The sequence below is a fragment of the Serratia sp. OLAL2 genome, from assembly GCF_002752475.1.
Lineage (GTDB): Bacteria > Pseudomonadota > Gammaproteobacteria > Enterobacterales > Enterobacteriaceae > Serratia > Serratia bockelmannii.
The window spans coordinates 191,140-216,537 of sequence record NZ_MSTL01000019.1; the positions used below are offsets into that span (position 1 = coordinate 191,140).

The 25,398-nt window shown below is 59.6% G+C and carries 20 protein-coding genes; 10 read left to right on the forward strand and 10 right to left on the reverse strand.

Translation table 11 applies throughout. From position 1 onward, the window contains the following. The first annotated feature begins 776 nt into the window (after positions 1–776). A complete protein-coding gene (locus BVU99_RS18265) occupies positions 777–1,943 on the forward strand; it encodes an efflux RND transporter periplasmic adaptor subunit (protein ID WP_227255571.1) in 1,167 nt (388 codons plus the stop codon). 10 nt (positions 1,944–1,953) lie between these two features. Then, complete coding sequence (locus tag BVU99_RS18270; RefSeq protein ID WP_025302486.1) at positions 1,954–5,280, forward strand: efflux RND transporter permease subunit; 3,327 nt, start codon at positions 1,954–1,956, stop codon at positions 5,278–5,280. 54 nt (positions 5,281–5,334) lie between these two features. Here the strand turns inward: BVU99_RS18270 and BVU99_RS18275 are convergent, their stop codons facing one another. After that, positions 5,335–5,763, reverse strand: coding sequence for a tautomerase family protein (locus tag BVU99_RS18275; protein WP_099817294.1), 429 nt, complete (start codon positions 5,761–5,763; stop codon positions 5,335–5,337). Between the two features lie 155 nt (positions 5,764–5,918). Here BVU99_RS18275 and BVU99_RS18280 point away from each other — a divergent pair, with 155 nt between their 5' ends. Continuing rightward, positions 5,919–6,413: a helix-turn-helix domain-containing protein gene (locus tag BVU99_RS18280; protein ID WP_025302484.1), complete on the forward strand. Its 495-nt coding sequence runs from the start codon at positions 5,919–5,921 to the stop codon at positions 6,411–6,413. Positions 6,414–6,420: 7 nt separating this feature from the next. Here the strand turns inward: BVU99_RS18280 and BVU99_RS18285 are convergent, their stop codons facing one another. Next, on the reverse strand, positions 6,421–7,101 hold the full coding sequence (locus tag BVU99_RS18285; RefSeq protein ID WP_244590510.1) for a LuxR C-terminal-related transcriptional regulator: 681 nt from the start codon (positions 7,099–7,101) through the stop codon (positions 6,421–6,423). 375 nt (positions 7,102–7,476) lie between these two features. On the opposite strand from BVU99_RS18285, the gene BVU99_RS18290 reads away from it, so the two are divergent. The 6 genes from BVU99_RS18290 to BVU99_RS18315 all read left to right on the forward strand — a co-directional run bounded on the left by BVU99_RS18290 (position 7,477) and on the right by BVU99_RS18315 (position 14,403). Continuing rightward, a complete protein-coding gene (locus tag BVU99_RS18290; RefSeq protein ID WP_033633310.1) occupies positions 7,477–8,010 on the forward strand; it encodes a fimbrial protein in 534 nt (177 codons plus the stop codon). 89 nt (positions 8,011–8,099) lie between these two features. Continuing rightward, positions 8,100–8,822, forward strand: a complete 723-nt coding sequence (locus tag BVU99_RS18295) for a molecular chaperone (protein ID WP_099817295.1) — start codon at positions 8,100–8,102, stop codon at positions 8,820–8,822. 20 nt (positions 8,823–8,842) lie between these two features. Next, on the forward strand, positions 8,843–11,374 hold the full coding sequence (locus tag BVU99_RS18300) for a fimbria/pilus outer membrane usher protein (protein ID WP_099817296.1): 2,532 nt from the start codon (positions 8,843–8,845) through the stop codon (positions 11,372–11,374). A 27-nt stretch (positions 11,375–11,401) separates the two neighbouring features. Beyond that, positions 11,402–12,742, forward strand: coding sequence for a fimbrial protein (locus tag BVU99_RS18305; protein WP_099817297.1), 1,341 nt, complete (start codon positions 11,402–11,404; stop codon positions 12,740–12,742). Then, a complete protein-coding gene (locus BVU99_RS18310; RefSeq protein WP_233494389.1) occupies positions 12,739–13,491 on the forward strand; it encodes a molecular chaperone in 753 nt (250 codons plus the stop codon). The genes BVU99_RS18305 and BVU99_RS18310 overlap by 4 nt, the downstream gene beginning before the upstream one ends. Positions 13,492–13,536: 45 nt before the next feature. Then, positions 13,537–14,403: a hypothetical protein gene (locus BVU99_RS18315; RefSeq protein WP_089180793.1), complete on the forward strand. Its 867-nt coding sequence runs from the start codon at positions 13,537–13,539 to the stop codon at positions 14,401–14,403. Positions 14,404–14,427: 24 nt separating this feature from the next. Here BVU99_RS18315 and BVU99_RS18320 read toward each other — a convergent pair whose 3' ends face one another. The 8 genes from BVU99_RS18320 to ebgR form a co-directional block, all read right to left on the reverse strand. Continuing rightward, the gene (locus BVU99_RS18320; RefSeq protein WP_089180792.1) at positions 14,428–15,693 is read right to left on the reverse strand and encodes an MFS transporter; all 1,266 of its coding nucleotides are present in this window, start codon (positions 15,691–15,693) and stop codon (positions 14,428–14,430) included. Between the two features lie 659 nt (positions 15,694–16,352). Then, a complete protein-coding gene (locus tag BVU99_RS18325; protein ID WP_043141566.1) occupies positions 16,353–16,946 on the reverse strand; it encodes an ATP-dependent Clp protease proteolytic subunit in 594 nt (197 codons plus the stop codon). A gap of 45 nt (positions 16,947–16,991) precedes the next feature. Further along, positions 16,992–17,321, reverse strand: a complete 330-nt coding sequence (locus tag BVU99_RS18330; protein ID WP_025302474.1) for an SRPBCC domain-containing protein — start codon at positions 17,319–17,321, stop codon at positions 16,992–16,994. Further along, complete coding sequence (locus BVU99_RS18335; RefSeq protein WP_049295409.1) at positions 17,318–17,632, reverse strand: metalloregulator ArsR/SmtB family transcription factor; 315 nt, start codon at positions 17,630–17,632, stop codon at positions 17,318–17,320. Before BVU99_RS18335 ends, BVU99_RS18330 begins: the two co-directional genes overlap by 4 nt. A gap of 104 nt (positions 17,633–17,736) precedes the next feature. Continuing rightward, entirely contained in the window at positions 17,737–19,239 is a 1,503-nt protein-coding gene (locus tag BVU99_RS18340) for an amino acid permease (RefSeq protein WP_099817298.1), read from the reverse strand. A 58-nt stretch (positions 19,240–19,297) separates the two neighbouring features. Next, entirely contained in the window at positions 19,298–19,750 is a 453-nt protein-coding gene (locus BVU99_RS18345) for a beta-galactosidase subunit beta (RefSeq protein WP_089195776.1), read from the reverse strand. Next, on the reverse strand, positions 19,747–22,836 hold the full coding sequence (gene ebgA, locus BVU99_RS18350; protein WP_089195775.1) for a beta-galactosidase subunit alpha: 3,090 nt from the start codon (positions 22,834–22,836) through the stop codon (positions 19,747–19,749). Before ebgA ends, BVU99_RS18345 begins: the two co-directional genes overlap by 4 nt. Before the next feature lie 167 nt (positions 22,837–23,003). Further along, complete coding sequence (ebgR, locus tag BVU99_RS18355) at positions 23,004–23,984, reverse strand: transcriptional regulator EbgR (protein ID WP_089195774.1); 981 nt, start codon at positions 23,982–23,984, stop codon at positions 23,004–23,006. 337 nt (positions 23,985–24,321) lie between these two features. Between ebgR and ygjJ the strand changes: the two genes are divergently transcribed. After that, positions 24,322–25,392, forward strand: coding sequence for a protein YgjJ (gene ygjJ, locus BVU99_RS18360; protein WP_099817299.1), 1,071 nt, complete (start codon positions 24,322–24,324; stop codon positions 25,390–25,392). The last annotated feature ends 6 nt before the right edge of the window (positions 25,393–25,398 follow it).

The window sequence follows — 25,398 nt, forward strand, 5'->3', positions numbered from 1 at the left end:
TCAGCGTGTCTTTGATTCTCTGCGGGTGCGCAACCGCACCTGCATCAGACCGTTTGTCAGGAACCCAGCATGTTCCAACAACATGGCGGCCTCCCTGCCTGGCTCAGCGCACGTGTCTGTGTGGAATGCATGGCCCCCCGCCCGAAATGAACCCGGCGCCCGGCGCTTGCGCGCTCCGGCCGGCAAGCCCAGTCACGTAGAGAATGAGCGCGCAGCAAAAACGCCAGTTGCGCGCGCAAATTTGGAGTGCGTTCAAGCGTTATGGAATGACGCCCGCAAACTGGTTGCGACAGAGGCTGCGGCCCTCTATTACGCCTCGCGTACCTGCCGGCGACAACACGCGTTCTCTACCCAAAGCGCGCCACTGCCTGAATCCTTCGAATGGGCGATACAAACGCCCCCTCGCCGGGCGTCTCAATCTGCTCAGAAGGAAGTCGCCGGTCGTGGCAAGACCGCTGCCGATGGAAGCGGGATCAACCGCCACACAACCAAGCATTCGGTTCCCTGGACGTTGGATCTATCGCGCGTGGATACCGATCCCGGTGAAAGTGTGGCGGGTTGGCAGGCTGAACCGCATGAGCATCATAGCCGCGTGCGATCGACAGTGCGGAAGTGGATACGGCGTCTGTTCACTTCGTCAGAGCGAGCAATGCTTCAACGCCAGGCTGAACCGCTGCAGGACAGCGCCGTATTCGTTTGAAATTCAATACAGAGCAATACATCGCCGCGCCGCTGGCGACAGGTTCGACAAATCATTCACCTTATGGGTTCTCCCGATGACACAACTGATAGCTAAAAACACGCGTCCCCGCTTTTGGTCTTTGCGGACCCTGCATGCAGCCGTGCTGGCGATGCCGATTGCCGCCGCCTTATCGGCCTGCGATACGCCGGCGGACAAGGTTGCCCCACCGTCAGATAAACCGACGCTGACAGTGGCCCTGACAACGCCGGCAATACAGTCCGTTTCCCGCACCGTCACGGCCAATGGTTCAATTGCGGCCTGGCAAGAGGCGATCATCAGCCCCGAAGCCAATGGGCTGCGCGTGCAAAAACTGTTGGTGCAGGAGGGGGATATGGTACGCCAGGGCCAACCTCTGGCGGAATTTACACGCGATTCCGTGATGAATGACTGGCTGCTGGCGAAAGCCGATCTCAACGAAGCGAAAGCAGTCGCGTTGAATGCGCAAGCGGATGGAAAACGAGCGCGGTTGTTGCGCGGCGTCGGCAGCCTGAGCGAACAGGACATCCAAAAGTTGTTAACCCAGGAAAAAACGGCGCAGGCGCGTCTGGAATCGGCGAAAGCGCGTATGGCGGCTCAGCAGTTGCGGCTGGACCAGACGATATTACGCGCTCCCGACGACGGCATCATTTCAGCTCGTTCGGCCACGATCGGTTCAGTTCCTATGCAAAGCACCGAAATGTTCCGCCTGATCCGCCAGGGAAAATTTGAATGGCGAGCGGAATTGTCGGCGCAGCAGCTGGAACAAATCCAACCGGGGCAAAAAGCGCAGATCGCTTCACCTGGCGGTAACACCTGGGAAGGCGTCGTACGCCTGGCCGCCCCCACCGTCAATTCAACCTCGCGCCGTGGGATTGCCTATGTGGACATCCTTCCATCGACAGCGAAGAACGCCTCGCCGATTCGGCCCGGCACGTATGCCAGCGGTCTGATTACGGTCGGCGATCGGCAAGGGCTGACCGTGCCGCAATCCGCCGTCGTGGCGCGCGACGGTTTTCACCTGGTGTTCACCGTAGATGACGAGATGCGTGCACATCCGCTTAAAGTCGCGGTAGGCCGTCTGGTGAATGACCAGCAGGAGATCCTGTCCGGTCTTCAAGGCGCGGAACGCATCGTCGCCAGCGGCGGCGTATTCCTCAATGAGGGCGATAAAGTCCAATTGGCCAACACCACCGATGCTTCCCATTCATCGGAACCGCGCTAAGAGGCCCATCATGAATATCTCTACCTGGTCCATTCGCAACCCCATTCCGTCTATCTTGCTCTTTGTCATCTTGAGCGTTGCCGGCTTTTATTCTTTCAAATTGATGAAGATCCAGAGCTTCCCGGACATGGATGTGCCTACGGTGACCGTGTCCGCTTCTCTTCCGGGCGCTGCGCCGCCCCAGCTCGAAACGGAGGTGGCGCGCAAGCTGGAGGACACCGTCTCTTCGGTGCAGGGATTGAAGAACTTGCGTACCACGATCCAGGACGGGCTGGTCGATATCTCAGCGGAGTTTCGTCTGGAAAAACCCGTTCAGGAAGCGGTGGATGAAGTCCGGTCAGCCGTGCAAAGCATTCGCACCGAGTTGCCGACGGATTTACGTGATCCTATCGTTCGCAAGCTCAACATCACGGGCAAACCTATCCTGGCCTTTTCCATCAGCGCCAGCAAGATGGATGAGAATGAGCTGTCCTGGTTCGTGGACAATACCCTGTCGCGGCGTCTGAGAGGCGTCGCCGGCGTAGGGTCGGTCACCCGTGTGGGCGGCGTGAACCGCGAGATCCAAGTCGAACTCGATCCGGTCAAACTGGAGGCGATTGGCGCCACCGCTGCCGAGGTTTCCCGCCAGTTGCGCGATGTACAGATGGACGCGACGGGCGGGCGAGTCGATCTGGGGCGGGGAAAACAGCCGCTGCGTTTGGTCGCCCGCGTCAAGAACGTGGATGAACTAGCCGCGGTGGAACTGTCGTTGCCCGGCGGGCAACGTTTTCGCCTGGACGACGTGGCGACGCTGAAAGACACCATTGCGGAACGCAGTTCACTTGCGCTACTCAACGGCAAGAAGGTAGTGGGCTTTGAGATCACGCGCGCCAAAGGCGCCGGTGAAGTCGAGGTCGGCAACAAGGTGGAGAAAGTTCTGGCGCAATTGCGCACGGAGCGGCCTGATTTGCACATCACGCAGGTCTTCGACTTTGTACGGCCTGTGCAAGAGGAGTTCGACGCCTCCATGCACATGATCTATGAAGGCGCCATTCTCGCTATCCTGGTGGTCTTCATGTTTCTGCGCGATATCCGGGCGACGCTGATCTCGGCGGCGGCGTTGCCCCTGTCGATTTTACCGGCCTTCATCGGTATGGACATGATGGGCTTTTCGCTCAGTATCGTCACGCTGCTGGCGCTGTCGCTGGTGATTGGCCTGTTGGTGGATGATGCCATCGTCGAAGTGGAGAACATCGAACGCCACATCGGCATGGGTAAACCGCCGTACCAGGCCGCGATGGATGCCGCATCGGAAATCGGCCTGGCCGTCGTCGCCACGACATTTGCCTTGATCGCCGTTTTCCTGCCGACGGCCTTCATGTCCGGCGTTGCCGGAAGATTCTTCACGCAGTTTGGATGGACGGCGGCGCTGGCGGTGTTTGCCTCGCTGGTTGTGGCGCGCTTGCTGACGCCAATGATGGCTGCCTACCTGATGAAACCGCATGTGCGCCCTCAGCGCGATCCTGTCTGGATGGCGCTCTACCTGCGCGCCTGCCGGTGGACGCTGCGGCACCGCGGGCTCACCCTGGCGCTGGCCGGCGGGTTCTTTATTGGCTCTCTGATGCTTATCCCTCTGCTGCCCCAGGGCTTCTTCCCTGCAGATGACAACTCCCAGACGCAGGTGACGTTGGAGCTGCCGCCAGGGAGCACGCTGGAACAAACCCAGGCCATGGCAGAACTCGCTCGGCATCGCCTGGCGCCCATCCCGCATATCCGCAACATCTATACCACCATCGGTGGCGGCGCAACGGGCGGCGATGTCATGGCTTCCGACGGAAAAACCGATGTTCGCATGGCAACGCTGACGGTGTTGTTAGATGCGCGTCAAGCGCGTCCGAAGAAGCAGGTCATCGAAGGCGAGATACGCACGGCAATGGCAGCACTTCCGGGGGTGCGCAGCAAAGTGGGGTTTGGCGGCTCAGGTGAAAAATACCAATTGGTGCTGGCCGGTGATGACCCTCAGCTGCTGGCTAAGGCGGCCGATTCAGTATTAAGTGACCTGCGGCAGCTCCCCGGCCTCGGTAACATTACCTCCAGTGCCGGGCTGGCGCGCAGCGAAATCCTCCTGCAACCCAATTTCGCCAAAGCGGCCGATCTTGGGGTATCGGGCGTCGCGATTGCCGATACTTTGCGTATTGCGACCGTAGGCGACTACGATCAGTTCCTGTCAAAATTCAACGTGGAGCAGCGCCAGATCCCGATCGTCGTCAAGCTGTCAAAAGACATCCGTGAGGATATGGGATTACTTGAACGTTTGACCGTACCCGGTGCCAGAGGCCCGGTGCTGCTCAATCAGATCGTTAACATTGAGCAAGGCAGTGGACCGGCGCAGATCAGTCGCATCAATCGCACGCGCAGCGTGACCCTTGACGTAGAACTGTCGGACACCCAACTCGGGGATCTGGCCGCTCAGGTGGCGAAGCTGCCGTCAATCCAGAATCTGCCGGTCGGCGTGCACCAGGTTGTGCAGGGTGATGACGAAATGATGAAGGAACTGTTTGCCGGTTTCGGCACGGCTATGGTCGCCGGGATCCTGGCCATCTATATCGTGCTGGTTCTGCTGTTCAAAGACTTCTTCCAACCGATCACCATCCTGGCCGCGCTCCCACTGTCATTGGGCGGCGCATTCGTTGGGTTACTGTTGGCGGGGCAGTCTTTCTCGATGTCATCCCTGATCGGGTTAATCATGTTGATGGGGATTGCGACCAAAAACTCGATACTGCTGGTCGATTATGCGATCGAGTCACGTCGCGGCCACATCGGTCCGAATGGCGAAGTGCTCAATAAACCCATGAGCCGAACGGAAGCGCTGATTGATGCCTGCCACAAACGTTCCCGCCCCGTCATCATGACCACGTTAGCGATGGGGGCAGGCATGTTGCCTGTGGCTCTGGGTTTCGGCAGTGCCGACCCCAGCTTCCGCAGCCCGATGGCGGTGGCCGTCATCGGAGGATTGATTACATCCACCGTGCTGAGCCTGCTGGTTATCCCTGTCGTTTATACCCTGATTGACGATCTTGAAAACTGGCTGCGCAAGTTGCCTAGCCTGCTGGCACGCAGCAAGAATCTGAGTGGTAGGAAAAAAGCCGGGTTTTCCATGCTTTTCGTGGTTCTGCTGTATTGGCTTGCCTTCCCTGTCATTCCGTTCCTCGACATCCCCTACAAGATTGTCGTTGTCTCTACGCTTGTTGTGGTCGGTGAAACCTTGTTTGTCATTGCCATCGCCCTGCTGGGCAAAGAGTATTGGGGCCAGATCAAACACTGGTTACGGCAGAAGGTCTTTAAGCGAAAAGGTTAAGCGCTGATAACGGTTCACGGTGGCGAAAAGCGTTTTGCCGCCGCCGCTCCCCCATCAACTTCCCTCCCACGCCGAAGGCCGATTCTCGCTGCGCCACTTCTCGCCTGCCGCCGTCCCCGGCGCCGGCGGTTTTAATCCGTCAATCGTCCACAGCGAGAACGGCGTTTCGTCCACGTGCAGTTCCCAGCGCAACCCGCGGGCGGCGATGTAGGGTTGCAGGATGCGGGAGCAGGCCGCCAGGAATTGCTGCTGCTCTGCGTCGTTGTCCATGGCGCGCGCGATATGATCGATGGTCACCCGCACGAAATCATCGGCCGGTTCGCCGCCGAGATAGGCCGAACCTGGCGGCAGCGCGTGGAAGAACACGTTGACGTAAAAGCGCGGCAAAAAGTCCTGATACAGGGCAGTGACCTTCTGCGCAATCGCGCGTTTATCGGCGGCGCTGAAGGCCGGCTCAGGGTGGTAAATCTGCCACAGTGGCATCGCGTTGTCTCCTAGGGTTTCCGGCCGGCGCTCAGGCCATCAGCCGCTGTTAATGATAAACTCCAATAATAAGAGTAATAACTCCAATTATTGAAGTTATCAAGCCGAGGCGATAGCATTCTCGGCAATCAGGCGGCAAGCGGAGGTTAAGCAACGTGAAAGCAAAAGGGTTTGAAGGCATGACGTGCTCGGTGGCGCACGTGCTGTCGGCATTGGGCGATCGCTGGGGCGCTATTCTCATGCGCGATCTGCTGCTGGGGCTCTCGCGCTATGACGATCTGCGCCACTCGACCGGCATCACCAACAATACGCTGGCCGACCGGCTCAAGGCCCTGGAAAGCCACGGCCTTATCGAAAAGCGGCAATACCAAACGCGCCCCGCTCGTTATGAGTATCTGCCGACGGAAAAGGGAAAAGATCTCGGGCTGCTGGTGATGGCGATGATTCAGATTGGCGACAAATGGAATCTGTCCGAGCTGGCCGGGCCGCCGCTGCGCGTGGTTGACCGCGTAACCGGCCACCCCGCCACCCTGCGCGCGGTGGATGCCGTGACCGGCGAATCGCTGCCGGCGCAAAACCTGGCGCTGGCGGCCGGGCCGGGCGCCGACGAAATGACGCAATGGCGGCTGGCCGTCGGCAAAACCCGCTAACGGTGCGCTACAACAGCGCTATCATCTTCAGTAGTTCGACCCGATTGCGGATGCCGAACTTTTTGCCGGCGTTATTGAGGTGCGAATAAACGGTTTTCGGGTGCAGGTTAAGCCGCCGAGCGGTCAGGCGGATATCTTCGGTGCGGGCGGTTTCACACAGCACCGCCGCTTCGCCAGGCGTGATCGCCGCCGCCCGCTGCCGGTTCACCACGTGCCGTTCGCTCGTCTCCTGGCGGGCCAGCGTTGCGCAGGTCTCTCGCACCACCTGTAGCGCTTCCCGTTTGTGCAAAATCGCATCCGGCTGCGCCGCCGCGATAAATGCCAGGATCAGCGGCGAAGTCTTATCGACGAAGAACAGTATCCGGACGCCTTCATATTCAGCACGTGAGGCGTGAATAAATCGCAAATACGCTTCGAACCGATAAATTTCATGGGGAAAATCCATGATAATTAAATCAGGCGCCGGGCTTATATTTTTAATAATATTAATATTGGGAGAGGATAAGGTTATCACCCCACCGCCCAATAATGTTTTCATACCTAACCGGCACAACGACGAACCGTCGATATAAATCACTCTCACTTTAATTCTCCTTATCAGCATGAAAACATGCTTCCACACCTCAGGCGGCTTGTCGCTGCTCTTTTTTGGGGTAATTCGCCTGCAAAGCACACCGATATAAAACATCTTGATAACATGTTTTTCAAATAATCACGCAACAGCCAGTGCATTGATTAATACGCAAAAAAGACATGAATGTTTCAAATTATTTCATTCACAAAAACTGACAACTCAATAAAAACGCAACGTAATGATATAGATCTATTTTCTATTTCTCAGGACATAAACATAAATGAAAGAAAATGTAACAATCAACACCCTCGCCTTATTGTCTTATTCAAAACATCTATAGGGAAAATTCTTAGTTTGCTAGGATGAAAATCCATGTTTGCCGACGCGTTTAAAAAACAATTGCGCAACATGATTAACCAACAACCGTACGACAGTAATTTATTACTGCCAGGAAAGCTTTTCTCCAAAGTAAATTAAAGGGCATTTCACATGAATGTTAAATTAGTCGCATTATCCATGCTGGCTCTCTCCGGCGCCTGTGCGGCCGCTTCGTCCAATACGGTGCAATTTAAAGGCGAAGTCAGCACGCAAACCTGCTCGGTGAATATTAACGGCAATCAATCCAACCCGGTTGTTCTGCTGCCGACCGTCGCCGCCAGCCAGCTCGCCACCAAAGGCGCCACCGCCGGCGACACCACCTTTACCGTTAACGTCACGGGCTGTGCAGCGGCAACCAGCGATACGGCGATCAAAACCGTGCTGGCGGGCAACAACCCAACCACCAACGGCAACCTGGGCAACGCGGGCGATGCGGCCAAAGTGTCCATCCAACTGCTGGACAGCGACGCCACCACGCCGCTGTCGTTCGCCAGCGGTTCGACCGTCACTACCTCTGCGATGACGCTGGCGAAAGACGCCACCTCCACCTCGCAGAACCTGGTGGCCCGCTACTACGCGGAAGACACCGGCGTGGCGGCCGGTTCGGTGATCGCCACCGCACAGTTCGCCATTAGCTATAAATAAGCCGGCGTCAGGCGCCATACCTGTTGATGCCAGCGCCGCCCTTAGCCGGGCGGCGCTGAATAACTCGCTCCCTTTATCGGTTCACGTTTATGCCGCAGATAACCCGCTCCGCCCACCGATGGGCCGCCCTGTCGCTTTGCCTGATAAGTTTTGCCGCTACCCACGCGTCGGCCAGCGTGACGCTGCTCGGCAACCGCGTGATCTACCCCGCCGAGGCACGGGAAAAAACGCTGCAGTTCACCAACGACGACGGCACCCCGGCGCTGATGCAAATCTGGCTCGACATCAATAACCCCAAATCCACGCCGGAAAACGCCGATGCGCCCTTTGTCGCCTCGCCGCAAATCTTCCGCATGAATCCGCACAGCGGGCAGATGGTGCGGCTGTCGTTCGTCGGCCAGCCGCTGCCGCGCGATCGCGAATCGCTGTTCTACCTCAACTTCCTGCAGGTGCCCGCGGTGCGCCAGACGGACAGCGACAAGAACAAACTGCTGCTGGTGGTCACCAATCGGCTGAAGGTGTTCTATCGCCCCGCCGGGCTGTCCGGTGACGCCAACCACGTTATCGATCGGCTCAGCCTGCGCCAGGCCGGCAACGCGCTGCACGTCGACAACCCGACCGGCTACTACGCCAACGTCAGCCAGGCCGCGATCCTCAGCGGCGCGAAACGCACCGTGATCCCGCAGGCGGATCTGATCCCGCCGTTTTCGCAGGCCAGCTGGCCGGTGAACGGGGAGGTGCGGCAGGTCGCACTGCGCGTCATCAATGACTATGGGGTGGAAATCACACGCACCCTGAACGTCGCGCGCTGAAACCAGACAGGGAGGTTTTCATGTTCGATGCTCGCAAGGCGACGCCGCTGCCCGCACGCTGGTATTGCGCGCTGCTGGCGCTGCCGCTGGGCTGCGCCGCCGCCGATGGCTACACCTTCGATCCCGCGCTGCTACGCGGCAGCGTGCTGAGCAACAGCGCCCTGAGTCAATTCAACCAACAGGACGCCGTCGCCCCCGGCAGCTATCAGATCGATCTGTACCTCAACGGCCAGTTTCTCGAGCGCGATCAAATTCGCTTCGTGCGTGAAGGCAAGCAGGTACTGCCCTGTTTCGATCGGCCGCAGCTGACGCGCTTCGGGCTGAAAAATCCGCCGATGCCCCAAACAGCATGCCTGCTACCCGGCCGGGATTTGAAGGACATTACGGTGAACGCCGATATCTCGCGGCTGCGGCTGGATCTGAGCATTCCGCAGGCGCTGTTGAACGGCCAGCCGCGCGGCAGCGTCAATCCCGCCAGCCTGGACAGCGGCGAATCGATGGCCTTCGTCAATTACAACCTCAACCAGTACCACGTCAGCTACCGACAGGGGCAAACCCGCGATCTCGACTCGACCTACGCCAACCTGAACGGCGGGTTCAACCTCGGGCTATGGCGCTACCGCCAGCAGTCCAGCTACCGCTACGATCGGGAGTTCGGCGGCCACCTGGACACCAGCCGCCGCTACGTGCAGCGCGCGATCTTGCCCTGGCGCAGCGAAATGCTGTTGGGCGAAGGCTTTACCGACGGGCACTTCTTCTCCGGCCTGGGCTTTCGCGGCATTCAGCTCAGTTCAGACGACCGCATGCTGCCGGATTCACAGCGCGGCTATGCGCCGGTGGTGCGCGGCGTGGCAAAAAGTAATGCGCGAGTGACGGTGCTGCAGGGCAAAAGCACGCTGTATGAAACCACCGTCGCGCCGGGGCCGTTCGCCATCAACGATCTGTACGCCACCAACTACGCCGGCGATCTCACCGTGGTGGTGACGGAAGCCGACGGCAGCGTCAGCACCTTCACCGTGCCGTTCGCCGCGGTGCCGGAATCCATCCGCCCCGGCCAGTCGCGCTACTCCGCGATCGTCGGCCGTTCCCGCTACGTCGGCGACAACGATCTGTTCAGCGAAGTGACCTGGCAGCACGGCCTGACCAACGCCCTGACCTTCAACTTCGGCAACCAGCTGGCGGACGGCTACCAGGCGATGATGCTGGGCGGCGTGTACAGCAGTTGGCTGGGCGCCTTCGGCATGGATACCACCTATTCCCACGCCAGCCTGCCGGACGGCGGTGCCTCCGGCTGGATGCTGCACCTCTCATACAGCCGAACCTTCAGCCCGACGGACACCACCTTATCCATCGCCGGCTACCGCTACTCTACCGAAGGCTTTCGCGATCTCAGCGACGTGCTCGGCGTACGTCGCGCCGCCACTACCGGCCAAAACTGGCAGTCCGACTCCTACCGCCAACGTTCGCGTTTCGAGGTCGCCGTCAATCAGGGGATGGGGGCATTCGGCAGCCTGACGATGTCCGGCTCGACCCAGGACTACCGCGATCAGCGCGGCCGCGATAATCAGCTCCAACTGGGCTGGGGAAAAACCTTCGGCAACGGCGTGGCGCTTAACCTCTCCGTCACGCGCACCCGCAGCCTGGGCGACAGCAACGGCGACTACCGCGGCTACGGGCCGCTGGACAACGTCTACAGTGCGCCGCTGGCGCAGAACACGCAAACCGTCACCGCCCTGTCGCTGAGCTTCCCGTTCGGACGTTCATCATCCGCCCCCAGCGTCTCGCTGTTGGCAAACCACAGCCAGGGTCAGGGCGGCAACTATCAGGCTGCGCTGTCGGGCAGCGTCGGCGACGAGCAGCCGGTCAGCTACGGCCTGAACTTCACCACCGACGACGATCGCCAACAAAGCATCTGGGGCGGCAACCTGCAAACCCGCCTACCTTACGCCAACGTCACCGGCTCGTTCTCCACCGCGCGCCAGTACCGACAAGGCTCACTGTCGCTGCAGGGCGCCGTGGTGGCGCACCGCGGCGGCGTGACATTAGGGCCGTATGTCGGCGACACCTTCGCCCTGATCGAGGCGCCCGGCGCCAGCGGCGCACGGGTGATGGACGGCCAAGGGGCGCGTGTCGATCGCTTCGGCTACGCCCTGGCGCCGTCGCTAGTGCCCTATCACTACAACACCGTCGCGCTGAACCCCGAGGGCATGAACGACAAAGCGGAACTGGAAGACGGCCAGCGCCGCGTCGCCCCGTACGCCGGCGCCACGGTGCGCCTGCGCTTCAACACCGTGCGCGGCCAGGCGCTGCTGATCACCGCGCAGCGGCCCGATAACGCACCGATCCCGATGGGCGCCAACGTTCTTGACGCGGCAGGCAACAGCGTGGGCATGGTCGGCCAGGCCAATCAGGTGTATCTGCGCAGCGACCGGAATGCCGGTGTGCTGACGCTGAACTGGGGCGACGCGCCCAGCCAACAGTGCATGCTGCATTACCGCTTGCCCGCCGGGGAAGACGGACCGATTCAGCGGCTCAGCGCTCCGTGCCGCTAACCCGTTTAACTTATCTCAGGAGAGACGATGAAACGCATTTCTTATCTGGTCGCCGCCCCGGCGCTGTTCGCCCTGTCGCTGTTCGGCGCGCCCGCGGCGCTGGCGCAATGCACGCGCGTCGCCCCCTGGATCGACTCTGGCTGCGATCCTTGCGGGGTGGGCACGGCGCTGGGTCGGGTCAACCTGACCAGCACCTATCTGCAGCCCGTCGGCACGCCGCTGGGCACCAGCGTGTTCGATCTGACCTCCGGCACCCGCTATCCCGACCCAAACAAGGTGCTGTATGAATGCGATGCCGGCGATGTTGGGCAAATTTATGAAGTCTTCGCCACCAACGGCGACGATCGCGTCGGCGGCTATTACGATCTGGGCGCCAGGGACGGCAACCCCAACTACTACGCCACCTATTTCCCCTACGTCGGCATCCGTCTGACCCACCTGGATTCCGGCAAGGTTTTTACCCGCTACTGGCAGTCGGCGCCGATTACCCGCTACGCCACCGTCGGCAGCAAAATTCAGATCCGGGTGAAAGACTTCAGCGCCATCCGTGCCGACTTGATCCGCATCAGTTCGCTGCCGGGTGCGGGCGCCAGCAACTACTGTGGCTACAGCGCCGGCAACCCGCTAGTGGGCATGGCCTCGACCACCGGCAATTCGAACTATACCTGCACGCAGCCGAACGGCTATGTCACCTTTCAGGGGCCCGGCATCGCCTCGGATCCTATCGGCAGCGACTCCGCCACCAACTACGCCACCTGGGGCACCGGGCGGTGGAACGCGATGGGCATGGGCACCGCACCGATCTCCTCATTGACCTATACCGCCACCTGCGTGGCGCGCAACGTCACGCCGCTGGTGATCCTGCCGACCCTCTCCGTCAGCCAGCTGACCGCCGGGCAAACCTCACAGGCGCAGTTCACCCTCAATATCGAATGTGACAACGCCGCCGTGTCCGGCGTCAGCAGCAACAATACCGCCCTCGGCCTGCAGGTGCCGTATGAAAGCTATGTCGCGGCGCAGCGGCTCGGGTTAGTCAGCGCCAACGGCGGCGTAAGTTACCTGCTCTCCAGCGGCTACGGCACCGACAGCAGCGTCGCCACCGGCGTGGGTATCGCGCTCGCCAACGCCGGCAACGGCGCGCCGATGAACTTCGTCGGCTGGGCGCGCTGCAGCGCCGGGCAATGCCCGCAAGGTAATGACGCCGGCTGGTACCCAGTGCTTAACGGCGCCAGCGGCGGGGGCAGCACCGCGGCGGGGTTTACCCACTACACCACCCAACTCACTGCCACGCTCGCCCGGCTGCCCGGGCAGACCGTCACCGCGGGCAAAGTGGACGCCAGGGCCTACGTCTGGGTTAAGGTGCAATGATGAGAAAGAAATATCTGACGATGGGATGCGCCCTGTTGCTGACGCTGGCGACCATGGGCGCGCAGGCGGGTATCATCGCCTCCGCCACGCGGGTGATCTTTCACGAGGGCGAGACGGAAAAAACCCTGATGCTGCTCAACACCAACGGCTATCCGATCGTAGCGCAAACCTGGGTCGATAACGGCGACGTCAACGCCGCCCCCGAACTGTCCCGTGCGCCGTTTGTCACCCTGCCCAGCGTATTCGCCCTGCCGCCTTCCGCGCTGAAAGGGCTGCGGATCCTGTTTGCCGGCGCGAGCCTGCCCACCGACAGGGAGTCGGTGTTCTGGCTTAACCTGTATGAGATCCCGCCCAGCCGGCCGATCACGCCGCCGCAGGCGTCGCGCGTGACGATGGCGATGAACACGCAGATGAAAATCTTCTACCGCCCCAGAGCGCTGAAGGGAAACGCCGACAACGCGGCCGAGGCCGTTTCGTTCACGCTGCAAAAATCACCGCGTGGCTATCTGCTGCGCTGTCACAACCGGTCGGCGTTTTATCTCTCCTTCGCTCGCATCGCCGTGCAAACCGACAGGCGCGATGCCCCGGTGCGGCAAGAAAGCGACATGATGACCGCGCCATTCAGCACGCGGGATTATCACCTCGACGGCGTTGCGGCGTCGGGGCTCCCCTCTCAGATCACCGTTCAGGCCACCCTCATCAACGACCAAGGCCAACAGATCGTCAAGTCATACACAGCAAATCCATAACGATAAAAAGCAGCACATTTTTTTTAAGTACAGGAAATAGGGAAAATGAGTCTAAGCAGATTCCAGCTACAGTTTCACCTGGAGAAACAGGCCAACATCATCAGGCAAACACCGGCGTTTCACGCCGCCATCGTCAAACACGGGGAGTTATTAAAAGAGACCTACAAGAAACATCCGCTGTTTTATAAAATCATCTTCAGGAACAGCCGGTTCATCATTTGCTCCACTATCCTGTCCATTTATTACCACCAGCCCGCCGCCGGGCTGAAAGACATCAAAGCCTTTTTTAAAGGGAAAAATTTGATCAGCGAGAACTCCCTGGACTCCTTTCTGTTTTTTTTGCGGGTCGGCCGTAGACTGGAGGTCAAACCCTGCGAACATGACAAACGCCAGCTGCGCTATAAACCTACGCCGCACGCGCTGGCGGAAACCCAGGCGCTGATCGCCTCAATGGCGTTGCCCTATCAGGCGCTGGCGCCACAGATGCCCATCGCGACGCTGCTGGCGGCGCCCGACTTTCTGCCCACCTTTTTCGCCGCCTACGGGCAGCTGATGCTCAAGGAGATCTACCTGATCGATCTGGTGCCGCAATCCGGACTGTTTATCAGCAAGGACGCCGGCCACATGGTGCTGCTGATGCTGCATATCGAAAGCATCCGGCAGGACTCCCCCTTTCTGCTGCTCTCCTCGGCGAAAATCGCCAAGTCGTGCTCCGTCTCACGCGCGCACGTGAATCGCATTCTGCAGGCGGCGGAAAAATCCGGCCTGCTGACCACCACCAATAACGTGGTGATCGAACTCAACAGCTCGTTCTTTATCATGGCGGAGCGCTACTTCAGCCTCTATTTCGCGATGGTCGAATGCGGGCTTGAATGGGTTTGGCAAACGCAACGAGCGACCGAGCATAGTTGAGCCGTTCACCGCGCTCGTGGCACCTTATCGATCAAGCCCCAGGCCGCCGCTTCGTCGGCGGTCATGAAGCGTCCCGTAGGTGGCGGCCAAGGCGACACTCCCGGCGGATAACACTGCCGCAATGCCGGCCAACGCAATAGACAACGTGTAACTCTGATACAGGTCATACAGCCAACCGGCGGCGCTGCCCCCGCCAACGGCGGCGATCCCCACGGCGAGATACAACGCCCCCAGAATGGCGCCCAGATTAGCAGTGCCGAACCATGTACTGGCCACTGCCGGATACAGCGCAATACAGCCGCCGTTGGCCGCGCCGAATAACAGCGCGAAAATCGCCAGCGCGGTAAAGCTGTGCGCCACACTCCAAAAGCCGCATAACAGGGCCAAACTCAACGTAACGATAACCAAAAAACGCCGCGCGCCCATACGGTCGCCTATCCGCCCCAAAACTAGGCGGCCGCCGATATTGCCCATGCCGATCAAACCGATGAGCAGATTGGCCTGCGTTGCATTTAGCCCCTGTTGTTGTGCATAAGGATTAATATGAACCAACGCCAGGAACAGTCCGATAGAGCCGAAAAATATCGCGATAAAGAACCACCAAAACTGGGCTTGTCTCGCCGCTTCTCGCAACGTAACGCTCCCGTTAAACGCGGAACCCGGTATTGATGTCACCTCAGCGGGACCAAGCCCATCGGGATATTCTCCCACGTCCTCTGGCCTGCCTCGCAAGACGAAGGCGGCAGATAACCCCAGCACAGCGATAGCGACGGCGTAAACTTGTAGGGTACTTTGCCAGGACAAATGCTGCATCAACCCACCAGCCACCATCGGCCCCACCAGCGTTCCCAAACCGGTGCCGGCCAGCGCTAAGCCGGAAGCCGAACTTCGATGAACGACGAACCAGCGTTGAATGGTTGAAACAGCCGGCACGTAAACCAACCCGACGCCGCCCCCAACCAACAGGCAAAACGTGAACAAAAACGCCGTCAGTGTCGACGCCAGCAGGCTACTGCCCAAAAAGCCCAGAGAAAGCAGTAAAATACCGATGCCGGTTACCGTCCTTACCGAAGTACGATCGCTCCAGGCACCGGAAAATACGCCTACGATGTAGTAAATTAACGCCGTCAACGAGAATATTGAGGCGGTAGAAAAACTCCCCGCGCCAAAATTCGCCTGTAATGCAGTAAAAAATGCCCCAAATGAGTAAGCAGCGCCAAAAATAACCGCCAGCAAAAGATGAACGGCACCGACCATGTACCAACCGCGAAACTGCCTTGTCTTTTTCATTATGAATTCCCATCACAATTAACACATTGTTCGCCAAGGCTCGAGCTTAGAAAATCGGGCTCCGCACAGCCTTCTTTAAAATGTGTGTCATAACATGCCGCACCCAGACTAGTTTCAAGCCATTTCCAATTACATTATTCCGAAAACGACACCGTATGAGAATGACCTGAAAATGTCTGAACGGCTGATAACCGCCGCCAGACGTCACTGATATCAGAACGATGACATAATGGCGGAAAGTCTAGCTTTGTCATTTCTCAGCCATAGATATAGTTGTATAGACAAGCCAATGGCAAGATTATTTTCCAAAATTTGTGGTCAGAACTGATGCTGAAAAATAAAAATACATACACCGAAGTTATAAATACAAAGAAAAACATAGGTAAAAATATACAAAGAAGAAACCTGCCACGCTGTTCATCAGTCACGATAAAGATGAATAGCGTGGCTTGGCAGAGGGGTAACTAATCAAATAGATAGATAGTTAGTTAGCAAGCAAGCAAGCAAGCAAGCAAGCAAGCAAGCAAGCAAGCAAGCAAGCAAGTTAAATATTAAATAACGCCAAATAAGATATGATCATTTTTATTATTTATTTCATTAACACGACTGCGGATATCCTGAGGAAAGGCCGACAGGAATCAATAATCGGCCACCAATGTTTACCTTTCCCGCAATACCCGATCGATCAATCCCCAGGCCGCCGCTTCGTCGGCGGTCATAAAGCGATCGCGATCCAACACCCGCTCCACCTCCTCTTCGCTCAGGCCGCAATGTTGGGCATACAGCCGGATCACCCGCACTTTGGTGCGCTTCATCTCTTCGGCGTGGATCAAGATGTCGGACGCCTGCCCCTGAAAGCCGCCCAGCGGCTGGTGCACGTGCAGGCTGGCGTTGGGCAGCGCCATGCGGTGCCCCGGTTCGCCGGCCATCAGCAGGAATGAGCCCATTGAACGCGCGGTGCCCATGCACAGCGTATGCACCGGCGCGCGGATATACTGCATGGTGTCGTAAATCGCCAGCCCGCTGGTGATCGCCCCACCCGGCGAGTTGATGTACAGGTGGATCGGTTTTTCCGGGTTTTCCGCCTCCAGAAACAGCAACTGGGCGCACAGCATTTCGGCCACGTCGTCATTGACCTCACCGTTAAGGAACACGATCCGGTCGCGCAGCAGGCGCGAATAAATATCAAAGGAACGTTCTCCCCGGCTGGTCTGCTCCACCACCATCGGGACGAGCATCATCTTCTCACGCATCGGTGAACTCCTGGGTTGGCAACAAAGAGAAATGTGTTTAACGCGTCAGGCGGCGCGCATCATCATCGTCGGGCCGTCGTTGACGGCGTCGAGCCGGTGGATCACCCGCAACAGGCTGCCGCCGCCGGCATCCGGCACGATCTGCAGGGTGACGACGCTTTCGAGAAACGGCGGCTGGTCGTCGCGCAGGCGATAGCTCACGGCTTCGCCCGGCGTAGTGGCCAACGGCTCGGCCTGCGCCAGATCCCCCGGCGGCAGCCACTGCTCGCGCAGTTCGGGAATACTGAGCGCCCGCCACACTTTTTCCGGCGGCGCCTCGAGCGCATACTCCAATACCAGCCGATCGCGCGGCGGCGGCTCAACCCGTTTATTCATTGATCCATATCCTTCAGCAAGATTTGCAGCGCGTCGATGCGCGCCGGCCAATAGGCGCGGTACTTCGCCAGCCACTGGGCGATCTGCGCCAGCCCGTCCGGGTCGACCTGGTAATTAACGCAGCGCCCCTGCTTCGCCTCACGTATCAGCCCGGCATTGCGCAGCACCGCCAGGTGTTGCGACATCGCCGACTGGCTGATGGTCAGCCCTTCGCGCAGCGCGCTGGCGTTCATGCTGCCGGCGGCAAGTTTGTCGAAGATGCCGCGGCGGGTCGGATCGGCCAACGCCTTGAAGATGTCATTTTCGTTCATACAAACACATTAGTATTCACTTATGTATTATGCAAGCGCCGGGGCAGGAATTTTTTCCGTGAAACGAGACTCCGCGCCGGAACGCGGAGCCGATAGAGGAGAGATTACAGCGGCTTATTGCAAGCGGGCGGGGTCAACGTGGGTTGCCCGGCCGGCGCCCCTTCCTGCGCTTCCAGCGCGAGGCACGCCAGCGGCATGTCTTCGTGGTAGCGCGCCTCGGCGTTCAGGGTCTTCGAGTAGCGATTGTACTTCCACCAGGCGTAGCCCAGAAACACCACCAACCCGCCGACGTTATAGAACACGATGGTCATGATGCTGGCGCCGGTCGGGAACGTCGAGGCGAAGAAACCGACGGTGAAGATGGCGATCAGCACGCTGACGATGGCGATGCCCTGCAGCCGCGAGCCCATTTTGAAATCGCGCGCCACCCGGTCGTACTTCAGCCGCAGATTCAGGTAGGCCAGCATGATGAACAGCGGCGGCAACATCGAGGCGGCAGCGGTCATGTTGATCAGCGTGTTCATCAAATCCTGCACGCTGCTGGAACCCAACGTCGGGATCAGCATCAGCGGGATAACGATGAAGAACTGGATCCAGGCCGCGCGCGTCGGCACGCCGTGCCGGTTCAGGCGAATGGTTTTCTCGCCGAAAATGCCCTTCGGGATTTCGGTGAAGAAAATCTTCACCGGCGCCGCCGTCCACATCAACAGCGAACCGAACATGGCGGTGAAGGAAACAATGCCGACAAAGCGGTTCATCAGCACCGTCGGCAGGCCGAAGTGCGCCGACAGGCCTTCGAACACCTGTACCGTACCGCCGGTAAAGTGCAGGTCGGTGCGGTGCACGAACACGTTGATCAGCAGCGAAGACACCGAGTACAGCACGCCGATGAACAGCCCGGAAACGATGATCACCTTAACAAAAGCGCGGCTGCCGCCTTTCACATCGTTCACGTACACCGCCACGGATTCCGCCCCGCCCGCCGCCTGGAAGATCCAGGCGGTAATGCCGAGGAACGCCCAGTTGAAGTTCGGGGTCATCGCCTGCACGTTGATCGGGTCGGCCGGCTCGATGCCGCCCAACACCGCCGCGCCCGCCAAGATGATGTAGGAAAACGTCAGCAGCAGCATCAGCGACGAGGTCACCGAGGTCATCGGCCCCAGCAGTTTTGCGCCGCTGTTGGAGATGTAGGTCGAGAAGGCGAACAGGAAGATGCTGATGATCGCCGTGGTCAGCGGCGTAAACACGTAGTCATAGCCTAAAAACGCATAAGAGGCGTAGGCGATGACGCGCGGCAGCAGCGCGGTGAAAAAGAACAGGTTCACGAACCAATAGGTGTAGGCGGTGATAAACGCCCAGCGCCCGCCCAGCGCGCTTTTCACCCAGGCATAGACGCCGGCCTCGGAGTTGCGGTTGAGCGAGACGAATTCGGCGATGATCAGGCAAAAGGGAATGAAGTAGATGATCGTCGCCACCAGGAATACCGGCGACGAAGCGACCCCGAGCTGAATATTGTTGTTAATCACATTGTTGAAACTGAACACTGCCGCAAACGTCATCGACAGCAGGCCAAACTTGCCGATGGTGTTTCTGTTCGACGCAGCCATAGAGATTCTCCGAATGGTGTAGGGGACTTCGGTTTGTTGTTATTGTTCGGCGGGCACGCTATTTATTGACGAAATAGCTGTCTTCCAGCGTCACTTTTAAAATGACTTTTTTTATCTTGTCGCTTTCTGTGAAGCGATGAGCCTGGTGGTTTTCGAAAATCACCACGTTGCCTTTACCGACCCGGCGCCGCTCGCCTTCGCCGCTGAAAAACTCGCGGTCGGTTTCGTCCTGATAGGGCGCCACCGTCGTCAGCTCCCGCTTGTCGGCGACCTCGACGGTCTCTTCCCCGTCGAGGTAATAGTGCACGTCGAAGTAACGGCGGTTGCCCTCCAGCCAGCCGTGCTGCCGGCCGGCGCCGACGCTCAGCCGATACGTCAGCGAGTCGCCGATCGAATGGCATACGTTCGGACTGATGCGATCGACATTGGCGATCGCCTCCATGCAGCGCAGCCACTTCTTGCCGCTGTGATAAATGCGCTGAAATTCCACCAGGGATTCGAGAATGATCATGCGTTTTCCTCCGCAGACTGCGGGTGGTGATGAGCGGGCGTGAAGTCATAACCAGCGAGCGTGGCGCCCTGCGTTTGCCGACCGTCGAACGGCACCAGCGTGAAGCCGTAGCTGAACGGCGCCAGATAAACCCGGTGGGTATCCAGCACTTCGGAGCCCCAGGAGTTGGAGCCAAGGCCGAGGATCTGGTCGTCCAGGTTCAGCGTCAGGCAGTCGCTCGGTTCCAGCTCGTTGATGTGCTGGGCCTGGTGCAGCCTCTCGGCGCTGTAAGGCCACAGGCTGAAATTGATCGGCCGCCGCGGCTGGATGAAGATCCCCTTACCCGCCGCGTCCTGCAGGCTCAGCCAGCGCACGTCCTGCCGATTGCCGTTGTCCTGCGGGAACGGATAGTATTCGAACAGCGCGTCGGCGCGCTGCCGGTAGTGACCGATAAGGTTGGTCCGGCAGCTGTCGCGGTAGTTCTCGCCCGGTCCACGGCCGTAGTATTCCACCTGCTCGAAGCGGCGGCTGATGCCGAAATCGAGACCGATTTTCGGGATAATCTGCCGGAAATCGCCGTAAGGCTCACCGGCCAGATCCAGGCTGACGTAGCCCTGCGGGGAGATGCGCCAACGGTAGGTGCAGCGCATGCCGAAGTCGAATACCGGCGGCGCAATCAGGCTGTGCACCTCGAGCAGCAGATCTTCGCCCTGCCATTGCCGGCTAAGGCGGCGGAAGTGCTGCTGCATGATGGGGAAATGATGCGGTAGCCAAATTCCCTCATATTCCTGTTTATGGTTATCGATCACCGGTTTGAAGAAGGTGATGCGCGGCGCGCGCCCCACCACCTCTTCACCGTCTACCCGCCACGAAAGCAGTTCGCCGCTCAGCAGCGAGAACGCCAGCTGGAACCGGCTGCCGCTGACGATCAGCTGATGATTCTCCTCGCGGCATTGCAGCGTCGGCGCATCGGCCAACGGTGGAGCCGGCAGCCGCGTCGCCGTCTGGCGCAGATGCTGATAATGCCCCAGCCGCTGGCCGCTCTCGCTGTAACGGGTGGCGCTGTCCTTATACACCGCCACGTCGATCAGCGTTTCCCCTTGCCCCAGCGCCAACACCGGCAGGTGCATGTCTTCGCTCTCGCCCGGCTGCAGATTCGGCAGCTTGAATTCGTAACTTGCCACCTGGCGGCCGTCGGTCTTGACGCTGACCTTCAGCGTGATGTCCGCCAGCGAGCTGAACCAATAGCGGTTTCTCACCCGCAGCACGTCACCTGCCCCCTCATCCGCCGTCACCTCCACCGGGCACAGCACCTGCTGGTATTCACGCAGGCCGGGGCCGGGGCGCTGATCCGGGTAGATCAAGCCGTCCATGCAGAAGTTGTAGTTGTTCGGGTAGTCGCCGTAATCGCCGCCGTACTGGTAGCGCTCGCGTCCCTGCTCGTCGTGGCTCAGCAGGCCATGATCGCACCATTCCCAGATGTAGTGCCCCTGCAAACTGGCGTGGCGGTTGAACACCGACTGGTATTCGAACAGCCCGCCGGGGCCATTGCCCATGGCATGGGCGTATTCGCACAGGATGCGCGGTTTGGGGTGCGGGTATTCGCCGAAGGCGTTCATCATCGCTACACGGGAATACATGGTGCTGATCACGTCGGTCACTTCGGCGTCGCGATCTTCTTCATAGTGGATCAGGCGAGTCGGATCGAGCGCCTTGCAGCGCCGGGCCATGGCGCGAATGTTGCAGCCATAGCCCGACTCGTTACCCAGCGACCAGATGATGATCGACGGGTGGTTTTTCTGTGCCGCCACGTGGCGCTCGATGCGCTCGACGTAGGCATGCTCCCAGCGCGGATCGTCAGTGATGCGGCTGAGATCGCCGACGTTAGCGAAGCCGTGGCTCTCCAGATCGGTCTCCGCCATCACGAACAGGCCATAGAGATCGCACAGCTCGTAAAAGCGCGGATCGTTGGGGTAATGGGCGGTGCGCACCGAGTTGATGTTGTGCTGCTTCATCAGCACGATATCGCGCTCCACCCGCGCCATATCGACGGCGCGCCCTTTAAGGTGATCGTGATCGTGGCGGTTGACGCCGTGCAGTTTGAAGTAGCGCCCGTTGACGTACATCAGCCCGTCGCGCACCGCGATCTCGCGGAAGCCCACCCGCTGAGGCACCACGCCCAACAGGTTGCCGGCGCCGTCATACAGGCTGAGCAGCAGTTGATACAGGTAGGGATTTTCCGCATTCCACTGCTGCGGGCGGCTGACCGGCAGTTCGAAACGGCAGCTTAGCGCTTGCTCGATGCGTAGATCGTCGCGCCACTGCTCCGCCACGCAGCGATCGCCGTCGAACAGCTGTGCCTGGAGGCGGCAGCCCTCGGCGGCCTGCGATCCGAGATGATGCAGTTCGGCATCGATCGCCAACTGCGCGTCGCAATAGCGCTCATCAAAGGTGGTGACCAACGTCAGGTCGTGAATGTGGGTGGCGCTCTGGCCAATCAGATAGACGTCGCGGAAGATGCCGGCCATCCACCACATGTCCTGATCTTCGATGTAGGTGGAATCGGCCCACTGCATCACCCGCACCGACAGCAAGTTCTCGCCCTGCCGTACATAGGGGCTGATATCGAACTCGGCGCACAGCCGGCTGCCCTTGCTGAAGCCGACATAATGGCCGTTGACGTACACCTCGAAGTAGGTTTCCACGCCGTCGAATTTGATCAGCACTTGCTGATCTTGCCAGCCGGCATCGAGCGTAAAGTGGCGCTGATAGGCGCCGGTGGGGTTATTGGTCGGCACGTAAGGCACGTCGATCGGGAACGGGAAGCCCTCGTCGGTGTACTGCAGGTGGCCATGCCCTTCCAGTTGCCACATGCCCGGCACCGCCATATCGCCCCAGTCACTCATCGGCTCGCGGTAAAACGCCGCCGGCACCTGCGCCGGATGCTCGAAGAAGCGAAAGCGCCAGCGGCCGCTCAGCAGCTGGAAGCGTCGGCTGGCGTTGCGATCAAAGCTCAGCGCCTGCCCGGCATCCGCATAGCTGAAGAAGCTCGCGCGCGGCGGCAACCGGTGCTCCGACTGTTTTCCAATGTTTTCCCAATTATTCACGTCACGTCTCCCGACACCTGTGCAATGCGGAAACGATAGTAAATATTTAGTAAAAACTACAGTTGATATTTACCAAATGACGACAGGATCACAATAAATCTCAAATATCTTTTTTTATCATGACGTTAATTTTGGGCGCCAACGCCCCCCGCCGAGGCGGGGACCGGTCAGGCGAGGGTGGTGTCGCGCAGCTGCAACGAGCTGGGAACGAAGATCGACAGCGGGACGGCGCGCTCATCGCGCAGCCGCTCCGCCAGCAGGTTGACGGCCTGTGCGCCCATGGTTTCCGAAGGGATGCGCACCGTGGACAAGGCGGGGAAAATAAAGCGGGCAGTGGGAATGTCGTTGACGCTGATGAGCGCGATCTGCCCCGGCACCTGAATGCCGTGTTCGTGCAGCGCGCGCAGCACGCCGATCGCGATCGAATCGGTCGCCACCAGCAGCGCCGGCGGATAGCCATTCTTGCTCTGCAACATCGCTTTCGCGCACTGATAGCCCGACTGGCTGCTGAAATCGCCGTGGTAGATATCCTGCGCCCGTACCACATTTTGCTGCCGGCCATACTCGACGAACGCCTGCTCGCGCTGGTCGATGCCGGCCGGAGCGTCGCGCCCGCCGATAAAGCCGATGCGCTGATAGCCGCGGCCGATGAAGTAGTCGATCACCTTGCGGCTGATCTTGTACAGGTCGACATTGACGCAGTCGAAACGCTCGTCGTCCACCACGCCGTCGATGAACACCACCGGCGTTTCCTGCTGCCTGATCTGCTCATACAGCGCGGGCTGCGGCCGGCCGATCACCAGCAGGCCGTCGGCCGCCGGCAGCGCCTTGTCGCCGTTGAAGTCGTAACCGGCGCTCAGCGCCACGCCCAGCTTTTCGCACTGCGTTTCGATGCCGTAACGCATCGCCAGGTAATAGGGATCGTTGATCTCCACGCCCTGCGTATAGGTGAACAGCGCGGCGAATTGCAGGCGTTGCCCGCTCTGCCGTTTGGAAGGCGCAATCTTGTATTCGAGGCGCTCCGCCGCTTCCAGGATCTTCTGGCGGGTTTGCGCCTTCACGCTCAGGGTGGGGTCGTCATTCAACACGCGCGAAACGGTGGCGACGGACACATTAGCAGCTTCAGCAATTTCCTTCAGTGTGGCCATAGAGTCCCAATGCACAGACGAAAAACGGTAGCTTAATCGGATAGCGCCGCGGCGTACAGCGCCGCCCGCGCCCTCTCCTTCCCAAATCGGGCCAGAGCACGCTCATGCCAGCCGTTGCCGGGCGCCTGCAGCGAAAGATACCCATTTCGTCCGCTGTGATCAAGTTAACGCTTTACTGATTAAAGCGTATTTTTTACTAAATATTTTACTAATATACCTGCCGTTTACCGCTCTCTACGATCGGACTTTTTCTCTTCTCCCAGGGATCCGGGAGCGACCTCGCGTGAGCCGCCGCTCGGCTGACGTTCCGTTCCATCCAACACCAGGCCTATGCCCCATGAAATCACTAAATCATCACGCCCTGTTGCCCTGGTTGCTGCTCGTTAGCGCGCCCGTCTGGGCGGAGCAAGAACCTGTCACCCCGGCGGAGCGCAATCAGCTGCCGCCGCCGTCGTTGCCCGAAACCGCCGCGACCGCCCTGCGCTTTTACGGCGAGCTCGGCATCGGCGGCAGCGTCTATTTGAACGGCGAACATCAGCATCAATACAGCGACGGCACCTATATCGAAGGCGGCCTGGAGATCAAACAGGGCCACTGGTTCGGCCTGATTTACGGCGAAGGCTGGACCGTGCAGGCGGACAGCCAGGGCCATGCCTGGACGCCGGGCCACGGCTGGGGCGGCTTCGAGGGTGGGTTAAACCGCTTTTACGGCGGTTACCGCACCGACGACGGCACCGAGATGATGCTTAGCGTACGCAACGACTCGTCGCTCGACGATCTGCAATGGTGGGGGGACTTCACGCCGGAGTACGGCTACGTGATCCCCAACACCCGCGATCTCAGCTACGCCGCCAAGCTGCAAAATCTGACCGGACGCTTCCGCTACAGTGTGACAGCGGCGCCGGAAAGTCGTATCGACGAGAGCAAGGCGCTGTTGCACTTCGGCAAATACGATCGCTATTCCGACAAGTACACCTACCGGGCGATGATCAACGGTTACACCCAATACGATCTGCAGGACAGTCTGACGTTGCTGAACGGCCTGGAAGTGACGGACGGCCTGGGGCAGCTGTTTTTGCTGGGGCTGCGCGGCAAACACCTGGCCGGCCGCATCTGGCACCACACCGGCAAAGGCGACAGCGGTGGCCACCCCGGCAGCGAGTCGGGCCTGATGCTCAGCGCGATGACGGAAACCGCCAAAGGGCTGTATCTCTCCACCGCCTACAGCTACGCCCGCCACCGGTTTGATAACGCAGCGGATACCGCCACCTCATACGCCCAGTTCGGCGTCTGGTACGAATACGCCGGCGGCAAACTGGCCACCGCGCTGGACAGCAAGTTCTTTATGCGCAATGACAGCACCGGCGCCAGCAACTCGGTGTTTCTGATGCAATATTTCTATTGGTAACCGTTG